Source organism: Streptomyces sp. NPDC007157 (genome assembly GCF_040634235.1).
Classification (GTDB): Bacteria; Actinomycetota; Actinomycetes; order Streptomycetales; family Streptomycetaceae; genus Streptomyces.
In genome coordinates, this window is sequence record NZ_JBEYFE010000015.1 from 113,936 (window position 1) to 135,530 (window position 21,595).

The 21,595-nt window shown below is 71.9% G+C and carries 18 protein-coding genes and 1 pseudogene; 10 read left to right on the plus strand and 9 right to left on the minus strand.

Annotated features, from left to right (window positions below; translation table 11 throughout):
- Nucleotides 1-12: 12 nt before the first annotated feature.
- Complete coding sequence (locus tag ABZ642_RS26355) at nucleotides 13-1,053, minus strand: LacI family DNA-binding transcriptional regulator (protein WP_360488857.1); 1,041 nt, start codon at nucleotides 1,051-1,053, stop codon at nucleotides 13-15.
- 266 nt (nucleotides 1,054-1,319) lie between these two features.
- On the opposite strand from ABZ642_RS26355, the gene ABZ642_RS26360 reads away from it, so the two are divergent.
- From ABZ642_RS26360 to ABZ642_RS26380, 5 genes are all read left to right on the plus strand, one after another.
- Complete coding sequence (locus ABZ642_RS26360; protein WP_360488860.1) at nucleotides 1,320-2,024, plus strand: RNA polymerase sigma factor; 705 nt, start codon at nucleotides 1,320-1,322, stop codon at nucleotides 2,022-2,024.
- Nucleotides 2,021-3,127 carry a CU044_5270 family protein gene (locus ABZ642_RS26365; protein WP_360488863.1) on the plus strand — a complete coding sequence of 369 codons (1,107 nt, stop codon included), beginning with the start codon at nucleotides 2,021-2,023 and terminating at the stop codon, nucleotides 3,125-3,127. The genes ABZ642_RS26360 and ABZ642_RS26365 overlap by 4 nt, the downstream gene beginning before the upstream one ends.
- A gap of 228 nt (nucleotides 3,128-3,355) precedes the next feature.
- A complete protein-coding gene (locus tag ABZ642_RS26370) occupies nucleotides 3,356-4,693 on the plus strand; it encodes a phosphatase PAP2 family protein (RefSeq protein ID WP_360488866.1) in 1,338 nt (445 codons plus the stop codon).
- A 108-nt stretch (nucleotides 4,694-4,801) separates the two neighbouring features.
- Entirely contained in the window at nucleotides 4,802-5,677 is an 876-nt protein-coding gene (locus tag ABZ642_RS26375; protein ID WP_360488868.1) for an aldo/keto reductase, read from the plus strand.
- A gap of 63 nt (nucleotides 5,678-5,740) precedes the next feature.
- On the plus strand, nucleotides 5,741-6,763 hold the full coding sequence (locus ABZ642_RS26380) for an FUSC family protein (protein WP_360488870.1): 1,023 nt from the start codon (nucleotides 5,741-5,743) through the stop codon (nucleotides 6,761-6,763).
- Nucleotides 6,764-6,789: 26 nt separating this feature from the next.
- Here the strand turns inward: ABZ642_RS26380 and ABZ642_RS26385 are convergent, their stop codons facing one another.
- The 3 genes from ABZ642_RS26385 to ABZ642_RS26395 form a co-directional block, all read right to left on the minus strand.
- Nucleotides 6,790-7,302 (minus strand): DUF5990 family protein, encoded by a 513-nt coding sequence (locus ABZ642_RS26385; RefSeq protein WP_360488872.1) that lies wholly within the window; start codon nucleotides 7,300-7,302, stop codon nucleotides 6,790-6,792.
- Between the two features lie 28 nt (nucleotides 7,303-7,330).
- On the minus strand, nucleotides 7,331-7,537 hold the full coding sequence (locus ABZ642_RS26390; RefSeq protein ID WP_360488874.1) for a hypothetical protein: 207 nt from the start codon (nucleotides 7,535-7,537) through the stop codon (nucleotides 7,331-7,333).
- A 211-nt stretch (nucleotides 7,538-7,748) separates the two neighbouring features.
- On the minus strand, nucleotides 7,749-8,339 hold the full coding sequence (locus ABZ642_RS26395; protein ID WP_360488876.1) for a hypothetical protein: 591 nt from the start codon (nucleotides 8,337-8,339) through the stop codon (nucleotides 7,749-7,751).
- A gap of 437 nt (nucleotides 8,340-8,776) precedes the next feature.
- Between ABZ642_RS26395 and ABZ642_RS26400 the strand changes: the two genes are divergently transcribed.
- Both ABZ642_RS26400 and ABZ642_RS26405 read left to right on the plus strand, forming a co-directional pair.
- The gene (locus ABZ642_RS26400) at nucleotides 8,777-9,454 is read left to right on the plus strand and encodes a GAP family protein (RefSeq protein WP_360488878.1); all 678 of its coding nucleotides are present in this window, start codon (nucleotides 8,777-8,779) and stop codon (nucleotides 9,452-9,454) included.
- 31 nt (nucleotides 9,455-9,485) lie between these two features.
- Nucleotides 9,486-9,662: pseudogene (locus ABZ642_RS26405) on the plus strand (amine oxidase); the annotation flags it as partial.
- A gap of 88 nt (nucleotides 9,663-9,750) precedes the next feature.
- Here ABZ642_RS26405 and ABZ642_RS26410 read toward each other — a convergent pair.
- The gene (locus tag ABZ642_RS26410) at nucleotides 9,751-10,662 is read right to left on the minus strand and encodes a YihY/virulence factor BrkB family protein (protein ID WP_360488880.1); all 912 of its coding nucleotides are present in this window, start codon (nucleotides 10,660-10,662) and stop codon (nucleotides 9,751-9,753) included.
- 510 nt (nucleotides 10,663-11,172) lie between these two features.
- Nucleotides 11,173-12,057 carry an aldo/keto reductase gene (locus tag ABZ642_RS26415; RefSeq protein ID WP_360488882.1) on the minus strand — a complete coding sequence of 295 codons (885 nt, stop codon included), beginning with the start codon at nucleotides 12,055-12,057 and terminating at the stop codon, nucleotides 11,173-11,175.
- Between the two features lie 282 nt (nucleotides 12,058-12,339).
- On the opposite strand from ABZ642_RS26415, the gene ABZ642_RS26420 reads away from it, so the two are divergent.
- Together ABZ642_RS26420 and ABZ642_RS26425 are read left to right on the plus strand one after the other, a co-directional pair.
- Nucleotides 12,340-13,236, plus strand: a complete 897-nt coding sequence (locus ABZ642_RS26420) for a helix-turn-helix transcriptional regulator (protein ID WP_360488884.1) — start codon at nucleotides 12,340-12,342, stop codon at nucleotides 13,234-13,236.
- 106 nt (nucleotides 13,237-13,342) lie between these two features.
- Nucleotides 13,343-14,362, plus strand: a complete 1,020-nt coding sequence (locus ABZ642_RS26425; protein ID WP_360488995.1) for an aldo/keto reductase — start codon at nucleotides 13,343-13,345, stop codon at nucleotides 14,360-14,362.
- 67 nt (nucleotides 14,363-14,429) lie between these two features.
- On the opposite strand, the gene ABZ642_RS26430 is transcribed toward ABZ642_RS26425, so the two are convergent.
- Nucleotides 14,430-15,197: a pirin family protein gene (locus ABZ642_RS26430; RefSeq protein WP_360488886.1), complete on the minus strand. Its 768-nt coding sequence runs from the start codon at nucleotides 15,195-15,197 to the stop codon at nucleotides 14,430-14,432.
- 253 nt (nucleotides 15,198-15,450) lie between these two features.
- Nucleotides 15,451-17,817 (minus strand): SpoIIE family protein phosphatase, encoded by a 2,367-nt coding sequence (locus tag ABZ642_RS26435; RefSeq protein ID WP_360488888.1) that lies wholly within the window; start codon nucleotides 17,815-17,817, stop codon nucleotides 15,451-15,453.
- A 250-nt stretch (nucleotides 17,818-18,067) separates the two neighbouring features.
- Between ABZ642_RS26435 and ABZ642_RS26440 the strand changes: the two genes are divergently transcribed.
- The gene (locus ABZ642_RS26440) at nucleotides 18,068-18,676 is read left to right on the plus strand and encodes a TetR/AcrR family transcriptional regulator (protein ID WP_360488890.1); all 609 of its coding nucleotides are present in this window, start codon (nucleotides 18,068-18,070) and stop codon (nucleotides 18,674-18,676) included.
- A 41-nt stretch (nucleotides 18,677-18,717) separates the two neighbouring features.
- On the opposite strand, the gene ABZ642_RS26445 is transcribed toward ABZ642_RS26440, so the two are convergent.
- A complete protein-coding gene (locus ABZ642_RS26445) occupies nucleotides 18,718-21,510 on the minus strand; it encodes a LuxR family transcriptional regulator (RefSeq protein WP_360488891.1) in 2,793 nt (930 codons plus the stop codon).
- Between the last annotated feature and the right edge of the window lie 85 nt (nucleotides 21,511-21,595).

Sequence of the window (21,595 nt, forward strand, 5' to 3'; positions counted from 1 at the left end):
CGCGGCGGCGGGTTACGGGGTATTGACGCGGTGGCGAACGGACGTCGAGGTCCGCACCACGAGTTCCGTGGTCAGCTCGATCCGCGAGGACGCGGGCGGCCGGCCCTGGGCGAGGTCCATGAGCACCCGGGTGGCCTCCCGTCCCAGTTCCTCGAACGGCTGGCGCACCGCGCTCAGCGGCGGGCAGGCCATGGCCGCCACCAGGGTGTCGTCGAAGGACATCACCGACAGGTCGCCGGGCACGGCGAGCCCTTGCTGCCGGGCCGCCTCCAGCACGCCGAGCGCCTGCGCGTCGCTGGCCGCGAAGACGGCCGTGGGCGGGTCGTCGGCCCGCAGGATCTGCAGGCTGGCGGTCAGCGCCTCCGCGTAGTCGAAGTCGGTCGAGCGGACGATCGCCGGATCGTAGGCGACCCCGGCCTCCTCCAACGCCGCCCGGTAGCCGTGCACACGGGCCGCCCCGGCCAGGGAGTGCGAGCGGCCGGCGACCATGCCGATCCGGGTGTGCCCCAGGTCCAGCAGATGCTGTACGGCGTCCCGGGCGCCGCTCCAGTTCGTCACGCCGATGCTCGGGATGTCCTCGGACGGCGCGCTGAGCGGGTCGATCAGCACGACCGGCAGCCGTTGCTCGACGATCCGCCGCTGGTCCTCCTCGGCCAGCATCGAGATCACGATCACCAGCCCGGCCGCGCCGAGCGCCACGCACTCCTCCAGCCACGCGGAGATCGACCGCCGGCTCGTCGTGCCGGTCACCACGTCGATGCCGAGTTCACCGGCCGCGTCCACGATCCCCCGGGCGACCTCCAGGGTGTACGGGCCGGACAGGTCGCGGAAGACGACGATGATCTGGCGGGGCGTTTCGGGATCCCGCTCCCACGGGCGGACGTACCCGTGCCGTGCCAGCAGTTCCTCGACCCGGTCCCGGGTCGCCGCGCCGACGTCCCGGCGCCGGTGCACCACCTTGGACACGGTGCTGAGCGAGACCCCCGCCTCGGCGGCGATGTTCGTGAGCAGGCCGTGCTGCGCCTCCTGCCGGCCCTTGCCTCGACCTGTCACCCGATGTCCGTTCCTACGCCGCGCGTCGATGCGCCGGACGCACCGCGTACCTGGTCGCAAGCCCCGCCGCAAGGTAACGGGGGCCGGTACGGGGAGGCAAGAGCGGTGACCGCCGGCCACCGCGAACCTGCCGGGCCTCTTGGTCCCGCCGCCCCTCGGGCATGATGAGTCCCCGCCGCGCGGGAGGGGATACCAGAGGCGAGTGTGGCGCAGGTCACGGGAAGTCGGTGCTGGGTGCCGGACAGCTCAATGAGGTGAGCACTCCTATGCGAACCCGGATACGGGCCGGGGATTCGAGCGCGTTCGCCGAACTCTTCGACACCTACGCCCGCGCGGTCTACAACCATGCCTTCCGGCTGACCGCCGACTGGTCGACGGCCGAGGACGTGATGGCCGCGACCTTCATGGAGGCGTGGCGGCTGCGCGAGAAGGTCGATCCGACGGGTGGTTCCCTGCGGCCGTGGCTGCTCGGCATCGCCACCAACACCGCGCGCAACCAGTACCGGAGCAACCGGCGCTACCGGGCGGCGGCGACGGCGGCCGCCGCGGCCGAGTTGTCGGTGCCCGACCACGCCGAGGAGGTGGCGGACCGGCTCGACGACCGGGAACGCCTCGCGACGGCGCTCACCGCGCTCGCGTCGCTGCGCCGCCCCGAGCGCGAGGTCATCGCGCTGTGCCTCGGGGAGGGGCTGGACTACGAGGCCGCGGCGGAGGCGCTCGGCATCCCGGTCGGCACGGTCGCCTCCCGGCTCTCCCGCGCCCGCAAGAAGCTCCGCAAGCTGGCCGAGGCCGCGCAGGCCAGACATCAACCACCGTTCCATTCAAGGCAGTCGAGAGATCCGGCCGCGGCAGCGGCGGTCGCGAAAAATATCGGAACAAGTCCCGGGAAACGGGAAGGCGGCCGCCCCGGCCGACAGACAAGAGGCGATCACGCACACGCGATCCGGCCCGCACAGGAAGGAAACCGATGAACGCGAACACGTCCCGGCAGAACGCTGCCGAACGGGACGAGGGCGACCGGCTCTTCGACCGGACGACACGCGACCTGCCGTCGGGCCGTCACCAGTTCCACAAGGAGCGCATGATGGCCCGGATTCACGAGACCCAGGCGGCGGAGCGCACCGCCGAACACCCGGCGGACCGGGCGCGGACCCGGCGGCTGCGGCTGCCGCGCCCCGCGATCGCCCTGCCCGCGCTGGCCGCCGCCCTCGCCGGGGTGGTCGTCGCCGGGGTGGCCGCCTCCGGTGGCGGCGAAGGCGTCAAGGACGAAGGCGTCGCCACCGGACCGGCCCTGACCACCACCGTCGGCGCCGCGACCAGCAAGGGCGTACCGCAGCTGCTCGACCGGATCGCACTGGCGGCGGCCGACACGTCCCATCCGGACGTCAAGCCCGGCCAGTACGTCTACGTCGAGTCCAAGTCGGCCGACACCTTCCTGAAGTCCACCGACGACGGAACCACCCTGGCCAGCCACGAGCTGCACACCCGCCAGGTGTGGAGGTCCGCCGACGGCACCAAGGGCTGGCTGATCGACCCGGCCGTCAACGACAGCAGCGAGGGCGAGACCCTGAGCCTGCCCGACGAGCAGGGCAACACCCCGAAGGCAACGCTGAACGCTCCGTCGTACGACTACCTGGCCAGGCTGACCACCGACCCCGACGCCCTGCTGGCCAAGATCTACAAGGAGACGAAGGGGCAGGGGAACTCCCCCGACCAGGAGGCGTTCACCACCATCGGCGACCTGCTCGGCGAGAGCTACCCCCCGGCGAAGCTCTACCCGGCGCTCTTCAAGGCCGCCGCGAAGATCCCCGGCGTCGTCGTCGTGGACGACGCGGTGGACGCGGCCGGCCGGCACGGTGTCGCGGTGGCCCGGCTCGACGAGACCAGCGGTCAGCGCGAGGAGTGGATCTTCGACAGGAAGAGCGATGTCTTCCTGGGCGAGCGCACGGTCCAGGTGAAGGAGAACACCGGCACCGAGGCCCTCATCAAGCCGGGCACCGTGACGTTCACCAGCGCCGTCATGAGCCGCGCCGTCGTCGACGGCATCAAGCAGACCCCGTCCCAGACCGGCTGACCCTTTCACGGTCTTGTCTCGGGAGACCCCTGGGTGAACAATCCGGGGGTCTTTCCTGAACGAGGCCGGAACCCGGCAGGCGATCCTTCCGTCTTCCCTCATCGGACAGGTGTCGTCATCTAGTAAATCGGCCGGGAATTGAGATCCATACCATCGCGGGTTCCTTCGCGAAGAGGCAACGGAACACCGCCCTCCCTGTGGCGTCGACCGGGTCTGAGACTCTGGGCCGTGGCGGGTGTCGCGGCCCTCGGGTTCCTCCTGGCACTCGAGATCGCCGCACGACGCTACGGCCTGCCGGGGCCGATCACCAACCAGGCGCGGGAGGTGGTCTTCGCCCCCAAATCAGGCTTCCTGCTGTACGCCGGCCTGGCGCTGATGATGACGGTGCTCACCTGGCGGCAACGGTTCGTCGCCGTCGCTGCCGCGATCGGCATCGACATCGCCGTCGTGGCGGTCCGATGGGCGCTCGGCGCCCAGGTGACCGACGGCCACCCCTTCGGCAACGGGGCACTCTGGGTGATCCTGGGCCACGCGGTCATAGCGGTCACCCGCCGCACCGGCCGGGAACGCGTCCTGCTGCTCAAGGGCGTGGGGCTGGGCCTGCTGCTGGTGACCGGCCGCAAGACCGGCGACACCTGGCTGCTCCTCACCTCGAAGACCCGCCCGACGGTACTCGACCAGTACGTGGCCACCGCCGATCACGCGCTCGGTGAACCGTCGTGGCTGGTGGGCCGGATCGTCACCGCCACCGGCCCGGTCGGCTTCAACTTTCTCAACATCGTCTACGGTCAGCTCGCCGTGGCCGCCGTCGTCGTCGCGCTGTACCAACTGCGCCGTGTGGCGGTCGAACGGCGCTTTCCCCGCCATCACCTGGTGCGCACCTTCCTGGTGATCGGCCTCCTCGGGCCCGCCGTCTACATGATCTTCCCGGTGGTCGGACCGGTCTTCGCCTACGGCACCGGCGCCGAGCACTGGGCTTCGGTCAGCCTGTGGCCGGACGCGCCGCCCGGCGGCCACGGCTACGGCGACGGCCACTGGGAGGTGGCCGACCTGTGGCCGCGGACGCCGCCGCCGGTCGGTCCTCCGCACCCCATGCCGTTCGACGCGTTCACGCCGCGCAACTGCATGCCCAGCCTGCACACGGCGTGGGCCGTCGCGATCTTCATCCACTCCCGGAGCGGCCCGCGCGTGCTGCGCTTCGCCGGCGCGTTCTGGCTGGTCGCCACCCTCACCGCGACGCTGGGATTCGGCTACCACTACGGTGTGGACCTCGCCGCCGGCGCGGTGTTCACGCTCACGATCGAGGGGGCGCTGCGCTCGTTCGACCGCGGCTGGGACCGGTCGGGGCTCGGGTTCGTCGCCTACGGCGCGACGGTGTTCGCCGCGCTCCTGGTGTCGTACCGCTGGCTGCCGCTGGAGATGGCCAGGCACCCGTGGGCGTCCGGACCACTCCTCCTGCTGGCGCTGGTCTCGGTGGTCTACGGCTACCTAAGGACACAGCACCGGCCCATGCAAGAGCCTCTCCTGACGCCCGCTCAGCCCGTGCGGCCGGGGGCGATGCGGTAGACCGGCAACGGCGGACGGGCACACCCCGCCGGGTGTGCCCCGCTGAGCCCGGCAGGCCGGTACGGCCGCGCCCGGACGGATTCCCGGTGCGGGAGTAGCGTGGAAATCATGACCGAAGACACGCTGATCGCACACGAGTCAGGGACCTTCGAGATAGCCGGCAAGCAGGTGGCCCGGCTGGGCTTCGGGGCGATGCGGCTGACCGGACCCGGTATCTGGGGCGAGCCGGCCGACCGCGAGGAGTGCCGGCGGGTCGTCCGCCGTGCCGTCGAACTCGGCGTCCAGCTGATCGACACCGCCGACTCGTACGGTCCCCATGTCAGCGAGGAGATCATCCGCGAGGCGATCCACCCGTACCCCGACGACGTCCTGATCGCCACCAAGGCGGGCCTCGCCCGCTCGGGCCCGGACGAGTGGGCCCCGCTCGGACGGCCCGAATACCTGCGGCAGCAGCTCGAGATGAGCCTGCGGCGGCTCGGCCTGGACCGTATCGACCTGTTCCAGCTCCACCGCATCGACGCGAAGGTGCCGCTGGAGGACCAGATCGGCGAGCTGAAGCAGCTCCAGGACGAGGGCAAGATCGTGGCGATCGGGCTCTCGGAAGTCACGGTGGACCAGATCGAGCAGTGTCGGCGGATCGCGGAGATCGTCACCGTGCAGAACCGCTACAACCTCACCGACTCCACGTCGGAGGACGTGGTCGACCACTGCACGCGTGAGGGCATCGGCTTCATCCCGTGGGCGCCCGTCGCCGCGGGCGAACTGGTCGAGCCGGGCCGTCTCGTCGACACGATCGCCAAGCGGTACGAGGCCACCCCCGGTCAGGTCGCGCTGGCATGGCTGCTGGCCCGCACGGAGGTCATGCTGCCGATCCCCGGCACCTCCCGTGTGACGCACCTGGACGAGAACGTCGGCGCCGCCCGGCTCACCCTCGACCCCGAGGAGGTCGACCAGCTCACCCGGGCGGCCCGCGAAGCGGCCTGAGCCACCGGTCCACGGCGCGCACACCGGCGGGCGCGGGTCGCGCTGTCTGCTTATGGTGGGCGGGTGACGGGCGTTTCGCCGTGGACGCGGGTGCGCTCCAGGCTCCGGGCGCAGGGGCCGGCGGCGGCCCGCATTCTGGTGATCGCGGTGGTCTGCTGGCAGGCCGCGCTGTGGGCGGGTGCAGTTCAGCCACCGGTGTTCGCGGCCATCGTCCCGGTCCTGTGCCTGCGCGGCGACTCCGCCTCCTCCCTGACGGCGCTGCTGCTGAGGATCCTCGGCGTGATGGCCGGAGTGGCCCTGGGCGTCACCGTGGTCCACTTCTTCCGGCCGACCACCGCCGTCCTTGCCGTCGTGATGGGCCTGGCCCTGCTGTGCGGGACCGTCATCACCTCCGGTACGACACTGAACGTGCAGGTCGCGGTGACCTCACTCCTGGTCTTCGCCAACCCCTCACCGGACTCCTACGGCTTCGCCCGGCTGTGGGAGAACGCGCTGGGCGGCGCGGTCACCGCCGTCCTCGCTCCGCTGCTCTGGCCGCGCAACCCCTACCAGGAGGCCGTGACACTGGCCCGCAGGTGTGCGGACGACCTGACGCGGGGCCTCGTACGCAGCACCCACGCGATCGGCTCACCGGACGCCGCGTACGCGAACCGGACGCACACGCAGGCGGATGCGGACCGGCTGCCCGGCTACGCGGACAAGGCCCGGGAAGCGGAAAAGGCCATGCGGTTCAATCCACTGCGACGACGCCACCGGACCGAGGTGACCGAACTGAGCGACCGGATCGACCGCACCGCCGAGGCCGGGCCCCATCTCCTCGCCCTGGCCGCCGAGGTGGACTTCTTCACCGCGCGCGACGGACCCACCCCGGCCCTCTCCCGGGCCCGGACCGCCCTCCTCCCGGTCGCCGAGGCCACCGGACGAGCCCTGAAAGCCCTCCTCGAAGGACGGGACCCCCACCAGGACACGGCCACCGCCCGCGCCGCACTGGCCCGGTACAGGAAGGAGGACGGCGCCCCGGTGGCCGTACTGCTCCGCAGACCGTTCACCAAGATCCTCGACCTCTGCGACCGTCCCCGGAGCTGAGGACGGGGCACAGGGGCCGTCGGCGCTCACCGAGGGGGGATCGTGTCCTCATGGCCCGGTGACAGCCCGTCCTGGTCGCCGGGTCCGGCGGTCCAGGTGACGTGCGGGGGCTCCACGCGTGCGTACCGGGGGCCGCCGTCCGCGTCGGTCAGGCCGAGACGGCCGACCAGCAGGCCGTGGTGTGCGGCGGCGGCGAGTACGTCGGCGGGGACGGCGTCGAGCATGAGCTTGGTACGGCGGAACATGGAGAAGACACCCGAGTCGTCGACCGTGCACCAGGACAGGTACACGAACCGCCGGCCCAGGCGGTCCTGCACATACGGGCCCGTCACCTCGATGCCGGTGGGTGTGGCGGTCGCGGTGCACTCCAGGGTCCAGGTCGCGGACGCGGCGTCGCCGGGCTGCGGTGCGAGAAGCTCGGCCGGACGGTCACGGCGTTGCACGGCGACATGGATGTCGGCGTACGCGGGGCCGTCGGTGCTGGCGGGGGCCGGGCGGGTGCGGCCGGGCAGGTCGACGGCGTCGATACGGATGCGCATACAGGCCATCATCCGCCCGCGGCCGCCGTCATCCGCCCGCGGTCGGCAGGGCGGTCGGGAAGCTGGCCGGGAAGGCGGTCGGGAAGCTGGCCGGGAAGGCGGCGGGGAAGGTGGCCGTGAAGGCGGCAGCGGCGCGCCGCTGGGCCAGCGTCCCACCATCTTCGCCGCCAGCAGCGCCTCCTCCTCGGCGCCGGCGATAGGTCCCGTTGCGCCCCAGCACGTCAGGGCTGGGCATGGGCGCCGGGTTACCGGTCTCGTCGGGGTAGCCGAGGATGAACTCCCCGGCCTTGATGGGGGCTTCCTGCGGGTTGGACCCGGGCAGTCCGACGCGCGTTCGTGCCTCCGTATCGGGTCTGTGCCCGGACCGCCCCGCGACGGCCGCCCCGCACCGGCCGACGGGGTCCACCGATGGTGGGCGACTCCGGGGGGACGGCCGGGTCCGCGAGCTACGCCGAGGCCTCCTCCAACAGCTTCTGGAAGGCGGGCGTGGCCAGCAGGTCCGCATTGGCCGGGTTCTCCAGCGCCGCCCGGAACTGGGGCGTGTCCAGCACCTCCTGGAACGCGTCGTCCACGCGGTGGTCCTTGTAGATCTGTTGAACGGTCAGGTCGGGATAGGCGCTGACGAAGACCCCCGCGGGCTCCTGGTGGGCGACGAACCAGTCCTTCACCCCCGGATCCGTGACGCCGGGGAACCCTTCGCTGTGCGAGAAGACCTTGTCGAAGCGGGCCCCGACCACCGTCTGGGCGAAGTCGTCGATGTAGTTGTCCCAGGAGCCGTCGAAGACGCTGGCGAACATGAACCGGGTGTCGTTGTCGAAGATCACGTGCCGCGCGTCATGCAGGGTGCCTATCTGGCGCACCGCCGCATGGACCTTCTCGTCGTCCGCCACATCGGCGAGCACGGCGAGATCCTCGCGCAGCGCATCCGCGTGGCCCGGCTTGATCTCGGTGAAGACGGTGAACTCGCTGCAGACCCCGTCAGACCTGCCCGGACGCTCGGGGTGAGGAGTCTGGCTTGCACCTGTCGTCGCAGTCATGGGGGAACTCTCCTGCCACGGATCGGTGCGAGGGGTACCAAGCGCCGGAAGATGAGGCACCATCGCCCTCACCTCTCAATCCTCACCACGGATACGCTGCCTCGCATCCGGGGAAACCCCGGCACCCCGGGGTGCCGGGGCCGGGCCCTCCCGCCCCCGAAAGCCCCCGGGGATCTCCCGAGCAGTCCCGAGTAGTCCCGAGTAGTCCCGAGTAGCTCCCGAGGACAGATCCGCCTGGGCGCAGGAAGATGGATCCGGTGGGACGTGCCGAGCACATCGTCGTTTCCCTTCCCTGGCAGCCACTTGAGCACGGCCATGAGCACAAAGACGCAGCCGGCCGCACGCCGACCTGTCGCACCGCCGAGGCGGTCGAGGCACTCTCTCGCGTCAGGCCCTGCCCCACCGGATCGCCGCCCTGACCCCACACGGAGGCAGCCATGGGCGCAGTTCTCGGTGACATACTGGGCTTCGCGGCCGCCGTCGCGGTCAGCCCGCTCCCGATCATCGCCGTCATCCTCATCCTCGCCACGCCTCGGGGACGTCTCAACGGAGTCCTCTTCACCGTCGGCTGGATCCTGGGACTCTCGGTCCTGGGCGCGGTGATGCTCGCGATCGCCTCCCCGGCGGGTGCCTCCACCCACAAGCACCCGGCCACCTGGGTGGGAGCCCTCAAACTCGCGCTCGGCCTCTTCCTCGTCCTCTTCGGCGCGCGGCAGTGGCACCGACGCCCCAAGGATCCCTCGCAGGCCCGGCTTCCGAAGTGGATGAGCGCGATCGACCGCCTCACACCGGTCAAGGTCTTCGGACTCGGACTGGCCCTGGCGGCGCTGAACGCCAAGAACGCCCCGCTGACCATCGCCGCAGGCGCCGCGATCGGCTCGGCGAACCTGCCGCTGGGGGAGCAGATCGGGTCTCTGGCGATCTTCGTCGTGATCGCCACCCTCGGCCTGCTGGCCCCGCTGGGAGTCTTCCTGCTCGGAGGGGAGCGCGCCAAGGCCACGCTCGGCAACTGGAAGGACTGGGCGGCCCAGCACAATGTCGCCGTGATGGCGGTCCTGTTCTTCGTCCTCGGACTGAAACTGCTCGGCGACGGCATCTCCATCCTCACCTCCTGACCCACGGGTCGGACATACGGCGTCCGGTCCGCGGGTGCGGTTCGGTTACGAGATGAACCGGCCGCAACGCCGCGACGCCACCGAGACGTTCGTGGTCACCCCGGTCGGCGAGGACCGCGTCGACCCCGGCCGGGTGGTGCTCGCCCGCATGGTCCCCGAACACCCCGTCCAAGCCCCCGAGTCGGTGGCCACGCGGCAGCACCTGCCCTCGAACACAAGGCCCGTACCAGCGGCTTCTTCCCGCTCCCGCCGAGCTGAGGCAGGTCCGGGCGATCCGGCCGACCCGCCCGGGGCCGCTACCGCCTCCGTGACCGCGACGGCGGGGTCGCCGGGCCGGCCGGCTTGGCGAGTTCCGCGGCGAACTGCGCTCCGGTGAGCAGCGCCAGGTTCGACAGCCACAGCCAGACGAGGAAGACGACGCTGCCGGAGAGCGAGCCGTACAGCCTGCTGTAGGCGCCGAGCGTCGTGGCGTACGACGAGAAGCCCGCGGACACGGCCAGCCACAGCGCGGCGGCCAGCGCGCCGCCGGGCAGGCTGCGCCCGCGTCGGCGCGCGGCGGCCGGGCCGGTGTGGAAGACGACCACGACCAGGAGGGCGACCAGGCAGAGCAGCACGGGCCAGCGCAGCAGGCTCCACGCCCAGGCCGCGGTGGTGTCCATGCCGAGGATCCGGCCGACGGCCTCCGCGAGCGGCCCGGTCAGCAGCAGGGTGAGCGAGCCGACGAGGAGCAGAGCGAGCACCACGAGCGCGGTCAGCACGATGCGGTGCGCCTTGCGCCAGGTCGAGCGCCGGTCCTCGACATGGTGCATACGGTGCAGGGCGCGGCGGCAGACGGCGAGATAGCTGGAGGCCGACCACAGTGCGCTGGCCGTACTGGTCACCAGCAGCGGCCACGCCGTGCCGTCCGTGTCCAGGGCGTGGGACAGGACGGTGTGGAGGTCGGCACCTGAGTCGGCCGGGGCGTACGCGGTGACGTGGCCGATGAACTCCTCGGCCGTGTCCGGGCTGATCAGACCGAACGCCAGGACCGTCGCCAGCAGAGCCGGGAGGACGGTCAGGATCGCGTAGTACGTCAACGCCGCCGCGTAGTCCGTGATGTCGTCGTTCCACAGGGACACCGGTGTGCGCCGGAGCGCTGGCCACCAGGCGGCGGGCTGCCGGAACATGGCGGTGCGGCCGGCCGGGGCGGCGTACGGCTCAGTGGACATGCGGTATGCGGTGCGAGGCGGCACTCGGACGGACCCTTGTGTGTGTCGTGAACGGCTCCGCCCCTCTGGCGGCTTCCGCCATCATCCCGCGGCAGCGGGCGGGCAGCACGGTTGCCGGAGGTGTGGCGGGTTCGAGGGCGGGCCGGTGTGCGGCCCCGGCAGTGCCGCCGGGCACGGCCGTCGTCTTCTGGGGCGGTCCGCCCGGTTGCGCAGTGGACAGGGGCTCGGCGAGTGGCGCGGTCTGCGTGGTCATGGCGTGCCTCTCTCCGTCTTGTGGTGCTCTCACTCTCACTTTTGTGGTGCTCTCACCGTGACGACGGGACCTGCCTGAGGTACCCGAAAGGAGGAAGAGACTGGCGTCCGGACCGGTTCCTGCCGGCTTTCCGACGCCAATGCCAATGCCAATGCCGACACCGTCGGTACGGTCGGAGTCCGCCTGGACGTCCATGTTCCGGCCGACGCCCTCCTGCCGGAACTCGCCGCCCAGGTGCGTGAGCGGGTTTGGGAGGATCAGGCTTCGGGGATGGCGCGGCCGTACTTCGCGAGGGTGACGGCCTCCGGTTCGGGGCCGCCGCGCCGGCCGGTCTCCAGGGCGTCGAGGGCCTTCAGCTCGTCCGCCGTGAGTTCGAAGTCGAAGATGTCGATGTTCTCGCCGATCCGGTGACGCCTGGTCGACTTGGGGATCACGGAACGGCCGTGCTGAACGCCCCAGCGCAGCAGCACCTGGGCCGGGCTCTTGCCGTGTGCCTCGGCGATGCCGGTGACGACGGTGTCCTCCAGGACGCTCCTGCGGTTCTCGCCGTATCCCGGGTAGAAGGTGATTCCGCCGATGGGGGACCACGCCTGGTTGAGGATGCCGTGCTCGTCGTCGAAGTCGAGGACGGCACGCTGCTGGAAGTAGGGGTGGATCTCCAGCTGGTTGACGGCGGGGACGACGGCGGTGGCGTCGAGCAGCGCGGTCAGATGGTCGACCATGAAGTTGCTGACGCCGATGGCCCGGACCTTGCCGTCGGCCAGGAGCTTCTCCAGCGCGCGGTAGGCCGCCCGGGTCCTGTCGAAGTCCGCCGGCAGCGCCTGGTGCAGGATGAGCAGGTCGATCCGGTCGACGCCGAGTTTCGTGGCGCTCTTGTCGAAACCGTGCAGGGTCTCGTCGTACCCGTAGTCGCTGATCCAGATCTTCGTCTCGACGAAGATGTCGTCGCGGGGCACTCCGGAATCGCGGACGGCCTGGCCGACCTCGCGCTCGTTGCCGTACGCGGCGGCCGTGTCGATGTGCCGGTAGCCGAGGTCGAGGGCGGCCGCGACGGCCGCCCGGGTCTCGTCGGGCGGGGTCTGGAAGACGCCGAGCCCGAGAGCGGGCATCTGGACGCCGTTGTTGAGGGTGAGGGTCTGCATCGGGGTGTCCTTTCGTGGTGTCGGATCCGGGCTCGGTCCCGGGTGGCCCGGCCTCGGTCCTCTCCAGGGAAGCGCGTGCGGGACCGCGGGTGGGAGTCACTGCTCTTCCAGGTACTCGTAGTACCTCGCAGGCCGTCGCCCACGGACCTACCGTGGAGGCGCCGGCACGAGATTCACGCTGATCAGGAGGAGTTCCCGTGTCCCTGACACCCGCCGAAGCCACCGTCCGCCTCGCGTCAAGTCCGTCGCCGGCGCCGCGGCACACGCCTGCGGAGTCCGGTCATGGCCGGCGCTGACAAGAAGGGCCTGGCCGCCGAGGTCCGCGAGTTCCTGAGCACCCGGCGGGCACGGATCACCCCGGAGCAGGCCGGACTGCCGGTCTACGGCGGGAACCGCCGCGTCGCGGGCCTGCGCCGTGAGGAGGTCGCCCTGCTCGCGGGCATGAGCGTGGACTACTACGTCCGCCTCGAACGCGGAAACCTCTCCGGCGCCTCGGACTCGGTGCTCGAAGCCCTCGCGCACGCCCTGCGGCTCGACGAGGCCGAGCGCACCCACCTCTACGACCTGGCCCGTGCGTCGACACCGCCGGGCCGGCGGGCCACGGTGACCTCGTCCCGGGTGCGGCCCACGATCCTGCGGCTGCTGGACTCGATGACCGGGGTGCCGGCGTTCGTGCGCAACGCCCGGTTCGACATCGTGGCCGCCAACGCCTTGGGGCGCGCGCTGTACGCACCGGTCTTCGAATCGCCGCTGTTCGCCCAGCGGGGGCCGGTCAACAGCGCCCGTTTCATGTTCCTGGACCCGGCGAGCAAGGATTTCTGGGCCGACTGGGACGAGGGGGCCGACGACTCGGTGGCCTTCCTGCGCACCGAGACGGGCCGGGCACCGCACGACAAGGCGCTGACCGACCTGATCGGAGAGCTGACGACCAGGAGCGACGCGTTCGCGGCCCGGTGGGCCCGCCACGACGTGAGGTTCCACCGCTCCGGCGTGAAGAACCTCCACCACCCGCTGGTCGGGGCTCTCGCCCTGCCGTACGAGGCGATGGACCTGCCGTCCGACCCCGGTCTCCGCCTCAACTTCTACACCCCGGAACCGGACTCTCCGGAACGGGCGGCCCTCGCCCTCCTCGCCAGCTGGACGACCACCGGCACGGTCGTCCCCTCCGGGACCGACTGACCGCGCGAATCACGCGAACCGCGTCAACAGCACCACCAGCATGAACCGCATGAACCGCATGAACCGCGTGAACCATATGGATTACGAGAACCGGGAGAACCCTTCCATGCAGTACCGACCGCTCGGCCGCACCGGTGTCCAGGTCAGCCCGCTCTGCCTGGGCGCGATGATGTTCGGACCCTGGGGCAACGAGGACGAAGCAGACTCCGTACGGATCATTCACCGCGCCCTCGACGCGGGCATCAACTTCGTCGACACCGCGGACGTCTACTCCGCCGGCGTCTCGGAGGAGATCGTCGGCAAGGCGCTCAAGGGCCGGCGCGAAGAGGTGTTCCTGGCCACCAAGTTCTTCATGCCGATGGACCAGGACGACCCCAACCAGCGTGGCGGTTCACGGCGCTGGATCATCCGCGCGGTGGAGAACTCCCTGCGGCGCCTGGGCACCGATCACATCGACCTCTACCAGGTCCACCGTCCCAGCCCGGACACCGACGTCTCGGAGACCCTCGGCGCGCTCTCCGATCTCGTGCGCCAGGGCAAGGTCCGTTACCTCGGCTCCTCCTCGTACTCCGGCTCCCAGATCGTCGAGGCCCAGTGGGCCTCCCGGGAGCGGCACCTGGAGCGGTTCGTGACCGAGCAGCCGCCGTACTCGATCCTGGTCCGCGGCATCGAGGAGGACGTGCTGCCCACGGTGCGACGCCACGGCATGGGCACCCTCACCTACAGCCCGCTCGCCGGCGGCTGGCTCTCGGGCCGCTACCGCAAGAGCGCTTTCGGGGGGCCTGCCTCGGCGGCACGCCCCCGGGCCCGCTTCGACATGGACGCCCCGGCCAACCAGCGCAAGCTCGACGCCGTCGAGCAGCTCGCCGTCCTGGCCGAGAAGGCCGGACTCACCCTCATCGAGCTCGCCGTCGCCTTCGTCGTCAACCACCCTGGCGTCACCTCGGCGATCATCGGGCCGCGCACCATGGAGCAGTTGGCGGCGTTCCTGCCCGCCGCCGACGTCACGCTCCCGGCCGACGTGCTCGACGCCATCGACGACATCGTGGCCCCCGGGGTCACGGTCAACCCGGTCGACAACAGCTACGGCGACTTCGATCTGCGGCCCGACCAGCGGCGTCGTTGACACGAGGTGGCGGGCTCGCTCGCAGAGCCCGAACCCCCAAAGAGCCCGGGGCTTCGGGGAGACCTCGTCACAGGGCGACCGTGGCGTGCATTTCCCAGATGAGGATTTCGGCGGGGGTGGTGGCGCTGATCCGGTGGCCGCCGGTGGCGGTGAAGCGTGCCGCGTCGCCCTCGTCGAGGGTGCCCGCGCCTTCCAGGTCCACCGAACCGCGTGCGACGAACAGGTGCAGGTAGGGCGCCTCGGGGAGGGTCACCTGCTGTCCCGGGCGCAGCCGGGCCGCGTGCAGCGCCGCGTGTCGGTTCTGGATCCGGATGGCGCTGGCGTCCCGGTGCCGGTCCATGCCGGAGGCGACTGTGACCAGTCCGCCGGCCAGCAACTCGGCGTCGATTTCGAGCTGTTCGTAGCCCGGGGTGACGCCGGCCTCGTCGGGTAGGACCCACATCTGGACGAAGTGCACCGGGTCGGAGGGGCGTTCGCCGGCCGACCGGTAGGAGTCGTTCTTCTCCGAGTGCAGGATGCCGGTGCCGGCGCTCATGCGCTGGGCCAGGCCGGGGTAGATCACGCCGGAGTGGCCGCTGGAGTCCTGGTGGACCAGGGAGCCCCGCAGGACCCAGGTGACGATCTCCATGTCCTGGTGCGGGTGGGTGTCGAATCCTGTGCCCGGTTGCACCAGATCCTCGTTGTTGACCAGCAGCAGGCCGTGGTGGGTGTTGGCCGGGTCCGGCCGGTGGGTGCCGAGGGAGAAGGAGTGCTTGGAGTCGAGCCACGACAGCCGGCTGGCCAGGCGTCGGTCGGCGCGTCGCACGTCCACCGTGGGTGTCAGCACTGCGCTCATGAGGCGCTTCCTTTCACGCAGGGATCCCGAAATGTTCAGCATTCAACGTTCACGGTACTCCCGGATTGCGTGAACGTTCAAGTCGAATCGGATGGGGCGGGGGTGGATTTCCTGTGCAACGGCTTCACTCGGTCCTCGGGCCGCTCTCTGTGGGTCGCAATGGCTTGAGCAATAAAGTCGCTGAACGCCGAACTTCGTTCGTTCCCGGCCCGGTCGGTGACACGGCCCCGTGCGGTGAACCCCGGCGTCAGCGCTAGGGGATGGCCAGCTCCGCCCAGATGGTCTTTCCGGACGCGGTGTAGCGGGTGCCCCAGCGCTGGGAGACCTGGGCGACGAGGAACAGCCCGCGGCCTCCCTCGTCGTCACGGCGGGCGCGTCGCAGATGAGGTGCCGTGTGTGCGTTGTCGGAGACCTCGCAGAGCAGACTGCGGTCCCTGATCAGCCGTAGCAGCACGGGACCGGTGGCGTACCGGATGCTGTTGGTGACCAGTTCGCTCACCACCAGCGCGGCGGTGAAGGACAGTTCGGACAGGCCCCAGTCCTCCAGCTGGCGCTCGGTGTCCGTGCGGGCGTCCGCCACCATGGCCGGGTCCGGCGGCAGTTCCAGGTCCGTCACGCGGTCGGCGCCCAGCCGCCGGGTGCGCACCAGCAGCAGCGTGGCGTCGTCCGCCTGGGGCCCGGGCGGCAGGGTCGACATCGCCCGGTCGCACAGTTCCTCCAGCGGGCAGCGCTGCCAGGTGAGCACGTGGGCGAGACGGTCGATCCCGCTGTCGATGTCGGTGCGCCGGTCCTCCACGACACCGTCGGTGAAGAGCGCCACCACACTGCCGTCGGACAGGCTCAGCTCGACGTTCTCGTACGGCAGGCTGCCCAGCCCCAGGGGCGGCCCCGGCGCCGGCGCGGACAGGGCCACCGAGCCGCTCGCGTCGGCCACGATCGGCGGGGGATGGCCCGCGCTCGCCCAGACGCAGCGGCCGCCGACCGGGTCGTAGATCGCGTAGAGGCAGGTCACGCCGAGGGCCTCGTCGCTCAGCCCGTCGGCCTCGTCGGGTTCCGCGTCCTGCCCGACCAGGCCGTCCAGCCGGGTCAGCAACTCGGCCGGGTCCAGGTCCAGCAGCGCCAGGGTCCGTACGGTGGCGCGCAGCCGGCCCATGGTCGCGGCCGCGTGCACACCGTGGCCGACCACGTCGCCGACGGTCAGCCCCACCCTGGCACCGGACAGCGGGATCAGGTCGAACCAGTCGCCGCCCACTCCCACCCGGCTGTCGGCGGGCAGATAGCGGTACGCCACCTCGACCGCGCTCTGCTCGGGCAGCCGCTGGGGCAGCAGGCTGCGCTGCAGCACCAGGGCGGCCGCGTGCTGGCTGGTGTAGCGGCGGGCGTTGTCGATTCCCACGGCGGCCCGCTCGGCCAGCTCCACCGCGAGCGTCTGCTCCTCGGGTCCGAAGGGGTCCGGGTTGTTGCTGCGCCGGAAGGTGGCGAGACCGAGGACCGCGTCGCGGGCGAGCAACGGGACGAAGAGGTCGGAGTGCCGGGCGGCCGAGACCCCTTCTCCCGGCGGCGGGGAGGCACCGACGACGGGGCGGTTGGTGGCCAGGCTCAGCGCCTGCGGTGACGACGGCGGATAGGAGACCGGGCTGGTCCGGAACTCCTCCGGGGTACGGCCGTGCATCCGCAGCAGATTGTGCCCCGGCGCCGAACGGGTCGGCGGCTGCCGTCCCTCGATGACCGCCGGCGGCAGATCCACCAGCACCTCGTCGGCCAGCTGCGGCACCGCCACGTCGGCCAGCTCGGCGGCCGTACGCCGCACGTCCAGCGAGGCGCCGATGCGCTTTCCCGCCCGTACGAGCAGCGACAGCCGTTCCTGGGCGCGGTAGCGGTCGGTGATGTCCAGGGACTCCTCGAACAGCCCCAGAGGTTCGCCCCTGGCGTCCACCAGCCGGTAGTACGAGCACGACCAGACGTGCTCGCGCACCGGGTCGGCGGGGGCGCGCCCGCGATAGTGCATGCCGAGGATCGGTTCGCCCGTCTTCAGCACCTGCTCCATCACCTGGTCCTCGTCCGGAGGGTGGTGGCGGGAGATGAACTCGCCCTCGGGGAAGAGAGCCGAGGCGGGCCGGCCGACGTACTGGGCGACCCCCGCCAGCTCCAGGTCGGTGGAGACGTTTCCCCAGACGACGCGCATGTCCGTGTCGAAGATGGTCAGACCCACGGAGGACTCGGTCGCCAGCCCCTGCAACATCGCCAGCTGGGCCTCCCAGGCCCGCAGGGCCGTCAGCTCCGCCGCGACCACCACGGTCGCGGCGAGGCCCTGGTGCGTGAGTGGACTGAACGTCACGGCGGCGCGCAGGGTGCGACCGTCCCGGCAGCGCAGGTCCAGGACCGTGCTGCGGGGCCGGCGAGCCTTGCAGAGGGCGGACAGTCGCGGACCCGGGGCCGCCGCCAGCAGCCGGTCGGCCGAGCGGCCGAGCACTTCCTCGGGCGCATGTCCGAGCAGACGCTGGGCCGAGGTGCTCCAGCCGGAGATGCGGCCATCCGCGTCCAGCACCGCGACGGCGGCCTTGGTGAGGTCCAGGGGGCTGTGGAATTCGACGTTGGGAGCATTCGGAAAACGATCCATGGCACCGCTTCCCCTCGTGCTCACTCAGCATCCCGTGCCGCACGACGGACTACAACCGCACGCACCGGCGTTGTCGGCGCGGTGCCGGCCGTCGACCGGCTGTGGTGCCGTCGTGGCTGGTCGCAGGGCCGGCCCGGGCGGTGCGAACGGACGCCACTTCGGTCTTACGGCATGTAAAGGATCGGTGCACGGCGTATGGTCAGAAGCCGGTCCGTACGCTCGATGTGCGCCGGGGCGCTAAGGTCCGGTCATGGCGAACCTTCGGCAGGCGCAGAAGCAGATGACACGCCGTCTGCTGCTGGAGTCGGGACTCGAACTGTTCAAGTCCAAGGGGTACGCCGCCACCACGGTCGACGACATCGCGACCGCGGCGGGCACCACCCGCGTGACCTTCTACGCGTACTTCCCCTCCCGCTGCGAACTGATGAGGGCGCTCATCGACGAGCAGCTCGACGAGGCTCTGCGGCGCCTCGGTTCGTCCGAGCCGGGCTCCACCGCACAGGACCTCGCCGACACCGTGGCCGACGGGACGCCGGAGGCGATCACAACCTGGCTGCGGCGCACCGCCGACAGCTGGCCGGCCACCCGGCCGCTCATCCGTATCGGCCGCGATGCCGCGGTGGTCGAGCCGGAGCTGGCCGGCCTGGTCGAGCGCTGGATGGCGGAGGCCATCGGCGACATCGAGGACGGGCTGACGAGGGCCGGGCGCTTCGAGCCCCACCAGCGCCGCTTCCGGGGCGTTCTCGCGATGGCCGAACTCGACTTCGTCGCCCAGAACTGCGGTCGCGCCGACTGGGGGCTCACGCACGAGCAGATGCTCGACGAACTCGGTGCCAGCTGGGTACGACTGCTGACCTGAGCACCGGGTCACGGCGCCGCGACCGGCCCGGTGGGCGGCCCTCAGGCGCCGGTGTCCTCCTCCGTGGTGAGGGCGTCCCGGAGCTGGGCCCTGGCCGTGATGCCCAGCTTGGGGAAGACCTTGTGCAGGTGGTAGCCGACCGTGCGGGGCGAGAGATAGAGCCGGGCCGCGATGTCGCGGTTGGTCAGGCCCTGGGCGGCCAGTTCGGCGATCTGGCGTTCCTGCGGGGTGAGTACACCGGCCGGAGCCGTGGCCCCCGCCGTGCCCGCCGCCCGCAGTTCCGCCGCCGCCCGCTCGGCCCAGGGGCGGGCGTCCAGCCGCTCGAAGCACTCCAGCGCCGCATCGAGATGCCGGCGGGCCTCGGCACCGCGGCGGCGCCGGCGCAGCCACTCGCCGAAGTCGAGGTGGGCCAGCGCCTTCTCGAACGGCCAGCAGTCGGTGCCGGAGCCGTCGAGCGCGGCCCGGAAGTGCCGCTCGGCGTCGTCGGTGTCGGTCAGCAGGGCGGTGGCCCGGTGCAGTACGGCGGCCAGCCGCGGGGAGGGGTCGGGCCTCAGCTCCCGCGTCACGCCGTCGACCACCGTGCGCGCGTCGTCCGTCCGTCCGGCGCGAACCGCGGCGGCGGCCAGGTCGCCCAGGTAGTAGAGGGAGGCGTGGTAGTGGACGGGGGCGGGGCGGAAGTCGCGGGTGAAGGCGGCGCGCAGGTGCTCGTAGGCGCCGGCGTGGTCCCCGGCGACGAACGCGGCCATGCCCAGGGCGTGCCGGTGCCGGACCTGGAGACTCAGGGACCTGCGCAGGTCCACCCCTCGTACGGCCTCCGCCGCCCGGGTCCGGGCCGCCGCCGGGTCGCCCCGCAGCGCGTGGAGCGTGGCCCGCAGGATCCGCGCGCCCACGCTCACGTTGTCGGCGCCCGCCTCCGTCGCCATCCAGAACGCCTCGTCGGCCGCCTCCTCGGCCGCCGTCCACGAGCCGTTCTCGAACAGGGCGAGGGCGAGCGCCTGGGTCACGGTCGCGTTCGTACCCGCGCTGCCCGCGCGGCGCAGGACGTCGATGGTGCGGCCGAGGACGCGTACCGCCTGTTCGGTCTCGTCCAGGATCCACGCCGTGCCGCCCACCGCGGTGAGGTTCCCGAGGCTCTCCTCCCGGGCCAGCTCGGCCAGTCCCTCCGCCAGGTGGCCCATGAGCAGCGCCCGTTCACGATGGGGGTCGACGACCGCCAGGGCCCAGGAGCGGCCGGCCGGATCGCCGGCCCCGTCGATCAGGCCGCCGATCCGGCGGAGTTCCGCCCGGTGGTAGGGCGCACCGGAGTTGTAGACGGACGTCGCGGCCGTGCTCAGGGCGCCCAGGGCCAGGCCCGGAACGGAGGCGGCGGTGGCCTCGGCGACGCCGAGCAGCAGCGCCAGCGCCTCCTCGTGGCGCAGCGTGACCCCGAGGGCCCACCCGCCCAGCAGCGAGGCCTCGGCGCGCAGCAGGGGATCCTCGGTCAGACCGCCGACCCGGCCGCTCATCTCGCCGACCCACTGCGGGTGACCGGCGAACATCGCCGACTGCGCGGCCGTCAGCAGCCGCCGGGCGCGCAGCTTCGGATCCGGGGTCAGCTCGGCGGCGCGTTCCAGCGCGCTCGCGGCCGCCGCGTAACCGCCCCGGCCCCGGGCCCGCTCGGCGCTCTCCGCCAGGGCGTCGGCGACCTCCGCGTCCTGGCCGGTCGCCGCCGCGGCCAGATGCCAGGCGCGGCGGTCCGGCTCCCCGGTGAGCGCGGCGGCCAGGGCGAGATGGGCCCTCCTGCGCTCGTGGAAGGAGGCCGCGTGGTAGACGGCCGAGCGGACCAGCGGGTGCCGCGGCAGCACCCGGCCGTCCGCCACCCGGACCAGGCCGACCCGCTCGGCCGGGTCCAGGGCCCGGACGACGTCCAGCTCCGGGGCGGCGCGGACGAGGTCGGTCAGCTCCGCCGTGCCCGCCGCGGCCACCAGCAGCAGAGCCTCCCGGGTGGGCGCGGGCAGATCGGGCAGATCGGCGGCGAACAGGTTCTCCAGCCGCGCGGTGAGCGGAAGAGCAGCAGCTCCGGCGCCGCCTGTGCCTCCGGCGCTTCCTCCGGCGCCCGCCGCCCGGCCCCGGGCCAGGGCGCGCGGCAGCTCGATCAGGGCCAGCGGATTGCCGGCCGCCTGCCGGAGGATCTCCGCGCGCGCCCTGCCCCGGGGCGGATCCGGCTGCGCGTCCAGCAGCTGCCCGGCCGCCGTCCGGCTCAGCGGGCCGACGGTCACCTGCGGGAAGTCCCGGTCGAACCGGGCCGGCACGCCGTCCTCACGGGCGGCCAGCAGCAGCACCACCGGCCTGCTCTCCAGCCGCCGGGCGAGGAAGGCCAGCACGTCCACCGAGCCGAGGTCCAGCCACTGGGCGTCGTCCACCAGCAGGAGCAGCGGCCGGTGCGCCGCGGCCTCGGTGATGAGCCCGAGCACACCGACGCACAGCGACAACTGGTCGAGGCGCAGTTCGTACTTCGCCGCACCCGGGCCGAAGGCCTGGTCCAGAGCCTCCCGGTGCGCCGTGGGCAGACCGTCGCCGGGCAGCAGCGGATGCAGCAACTGGTGCACGCCGGACAGACCGAGGCCGGTCTCGCCCTCGCTGCCGCGCACCCGCAGGATGCCGAAGCCCAGCGCCCGCCCCCGCTCGGCCGCCCGGTCCACGAGGGTGCTCTTGCCCGCCCCCGGCTCCCCGGTCAGCACCAGCACCTGGGGGCCGCCGCCGTCCACCGCCCCGAGCAGCCGGTCCAGCCTGGCCAGTTCGTCGGCCCGGCCCAGGACGACCGGATCGGTGGGACGGTCGGTGCCGGTGTGCATGAGCGCTGCGGTCCTTGTCATCGGGGTCGTGGGGGGGCGTGGGGGGACTGAGGGGCCAGCGGGGTCGTCGGGGGTCATCGGGGGG

What these genes read in the sequence shown, in the direction of transcription:
- ABZ642_RS26440 (WP_360488890.1), top strand. Translation starts at nt 18,068, where the DNA reads ATGGCGAACCTTCGGCAGGCGCAGAAGCAGATGACACGCCGTCTGCTG.
- ABZ642_RS26360 (WP_360488860.1), top strand. Translation starts at nt 1,320, where the DNA reads ATGCGAACCCGGATACGGGCCGGGGATTCGAGCGCGTTCGCCGAACTC.
- ABZ642_RS26390 (WP_360488874.1), bottom strand. Translation starts at nt 7,537, where the DNA reads ATGCCCAGCCCTGACGTGCTGGGGCGCAACGGGACCTATCGCCGGCGC.
- ABZ642_RS26365 (WP_360488863.1), top strand. Translation starts at nt 2,021, where the DNA reads ATGAACGCGAACACGTCCCGGCAGAACGCTGCCGAACGGGACGAGGGC.
- ABZ642_RS26415 (WP_360488882.1), bottom strand. Translation starts at nt 12,057, where the DNA reads ATGCAGACCCTCACCCTCAACAACGGCGTCCAGATGCCCGCTCTCGGG.
- ABZ642_RS26375 (WP_360488868.1), top strand. Translation starts at nt 4,802, where the DNA reads ATGACCGAAGACACGCTGATCGCACACGAGTCAGGGACCTTCGAGATA.
- ABZ642_RS26385 (WP_360488872.1), bottom strand. Translation starts at nt 7,302, where the DNA reads ATGCGCATCCGTATCGACGCCGTCGACCTGCCCGGCCGCACCCGCCCG.
- ABZ642_RS26425 (WP_360488995.1), top strand. Translation starts at nt 13,343, where the DNA reads ATGCAGTACCGACCGCTCGGCCGCACCGGTGTCCAGGTCAGCCCGCTC.
- ABZ642_RS26445 (WP_360488891.1), bottom strand. Translation starts at nt 21,510, where the DNA reads ATGCACACCGGCACCGACCGTCCCACCGATCCGGTCGTCCTGGGCCGG.
- ABZ642_RS26410 (WP_360488880.1), bottom strand. Translation starts at nt 10,662, where the DNA reads ATGTCCACTGAGCCGTACGCCGCCCCGGCCGGCCGCACCGCCATGTTC.
- ABZ642_RS26400 (WP_360488878.1), top strand. Translation starts at nt 8,777, where the DNA reads ATGGGCGCAGTTCTCGGTGACATACTGGGCTTCGCGGCCGCCGTCGCG.
- ABZ642_RS26395 (WP_360488876.1), bottom strand. Translation starts at nt 8,339, where the DNA reads ATGACTGCGACGACAGGTGCAAGCCAGACTCCTCACCCCGAGCGTCCG.
- ABZ642_RS26435 (WP_360488888.1), bottom strand. Translation starts at nt 17,817, where the DNA reads ATGGATCGTTTTCCGAATGCTCCCAACGTCGAATTCCACAGCCCCCTG.
- ABZ642_RS26430 (WP_360488886.1), bottom strand. Translation starts at nt 15,197, where the DNA reads ATGAGCGCAGTGCTGACACCCACGGTGGACGTGCGACGCGCCGACCGA.
- ABZ642_RS26420 (WP_360488884.1), top strand. Translation starts at nt 12,340, where the DNA reads ATGGCCGGCGCTGACAAGAAGGGCCTGGCCGCCGAGGTCCGCGAGTTC.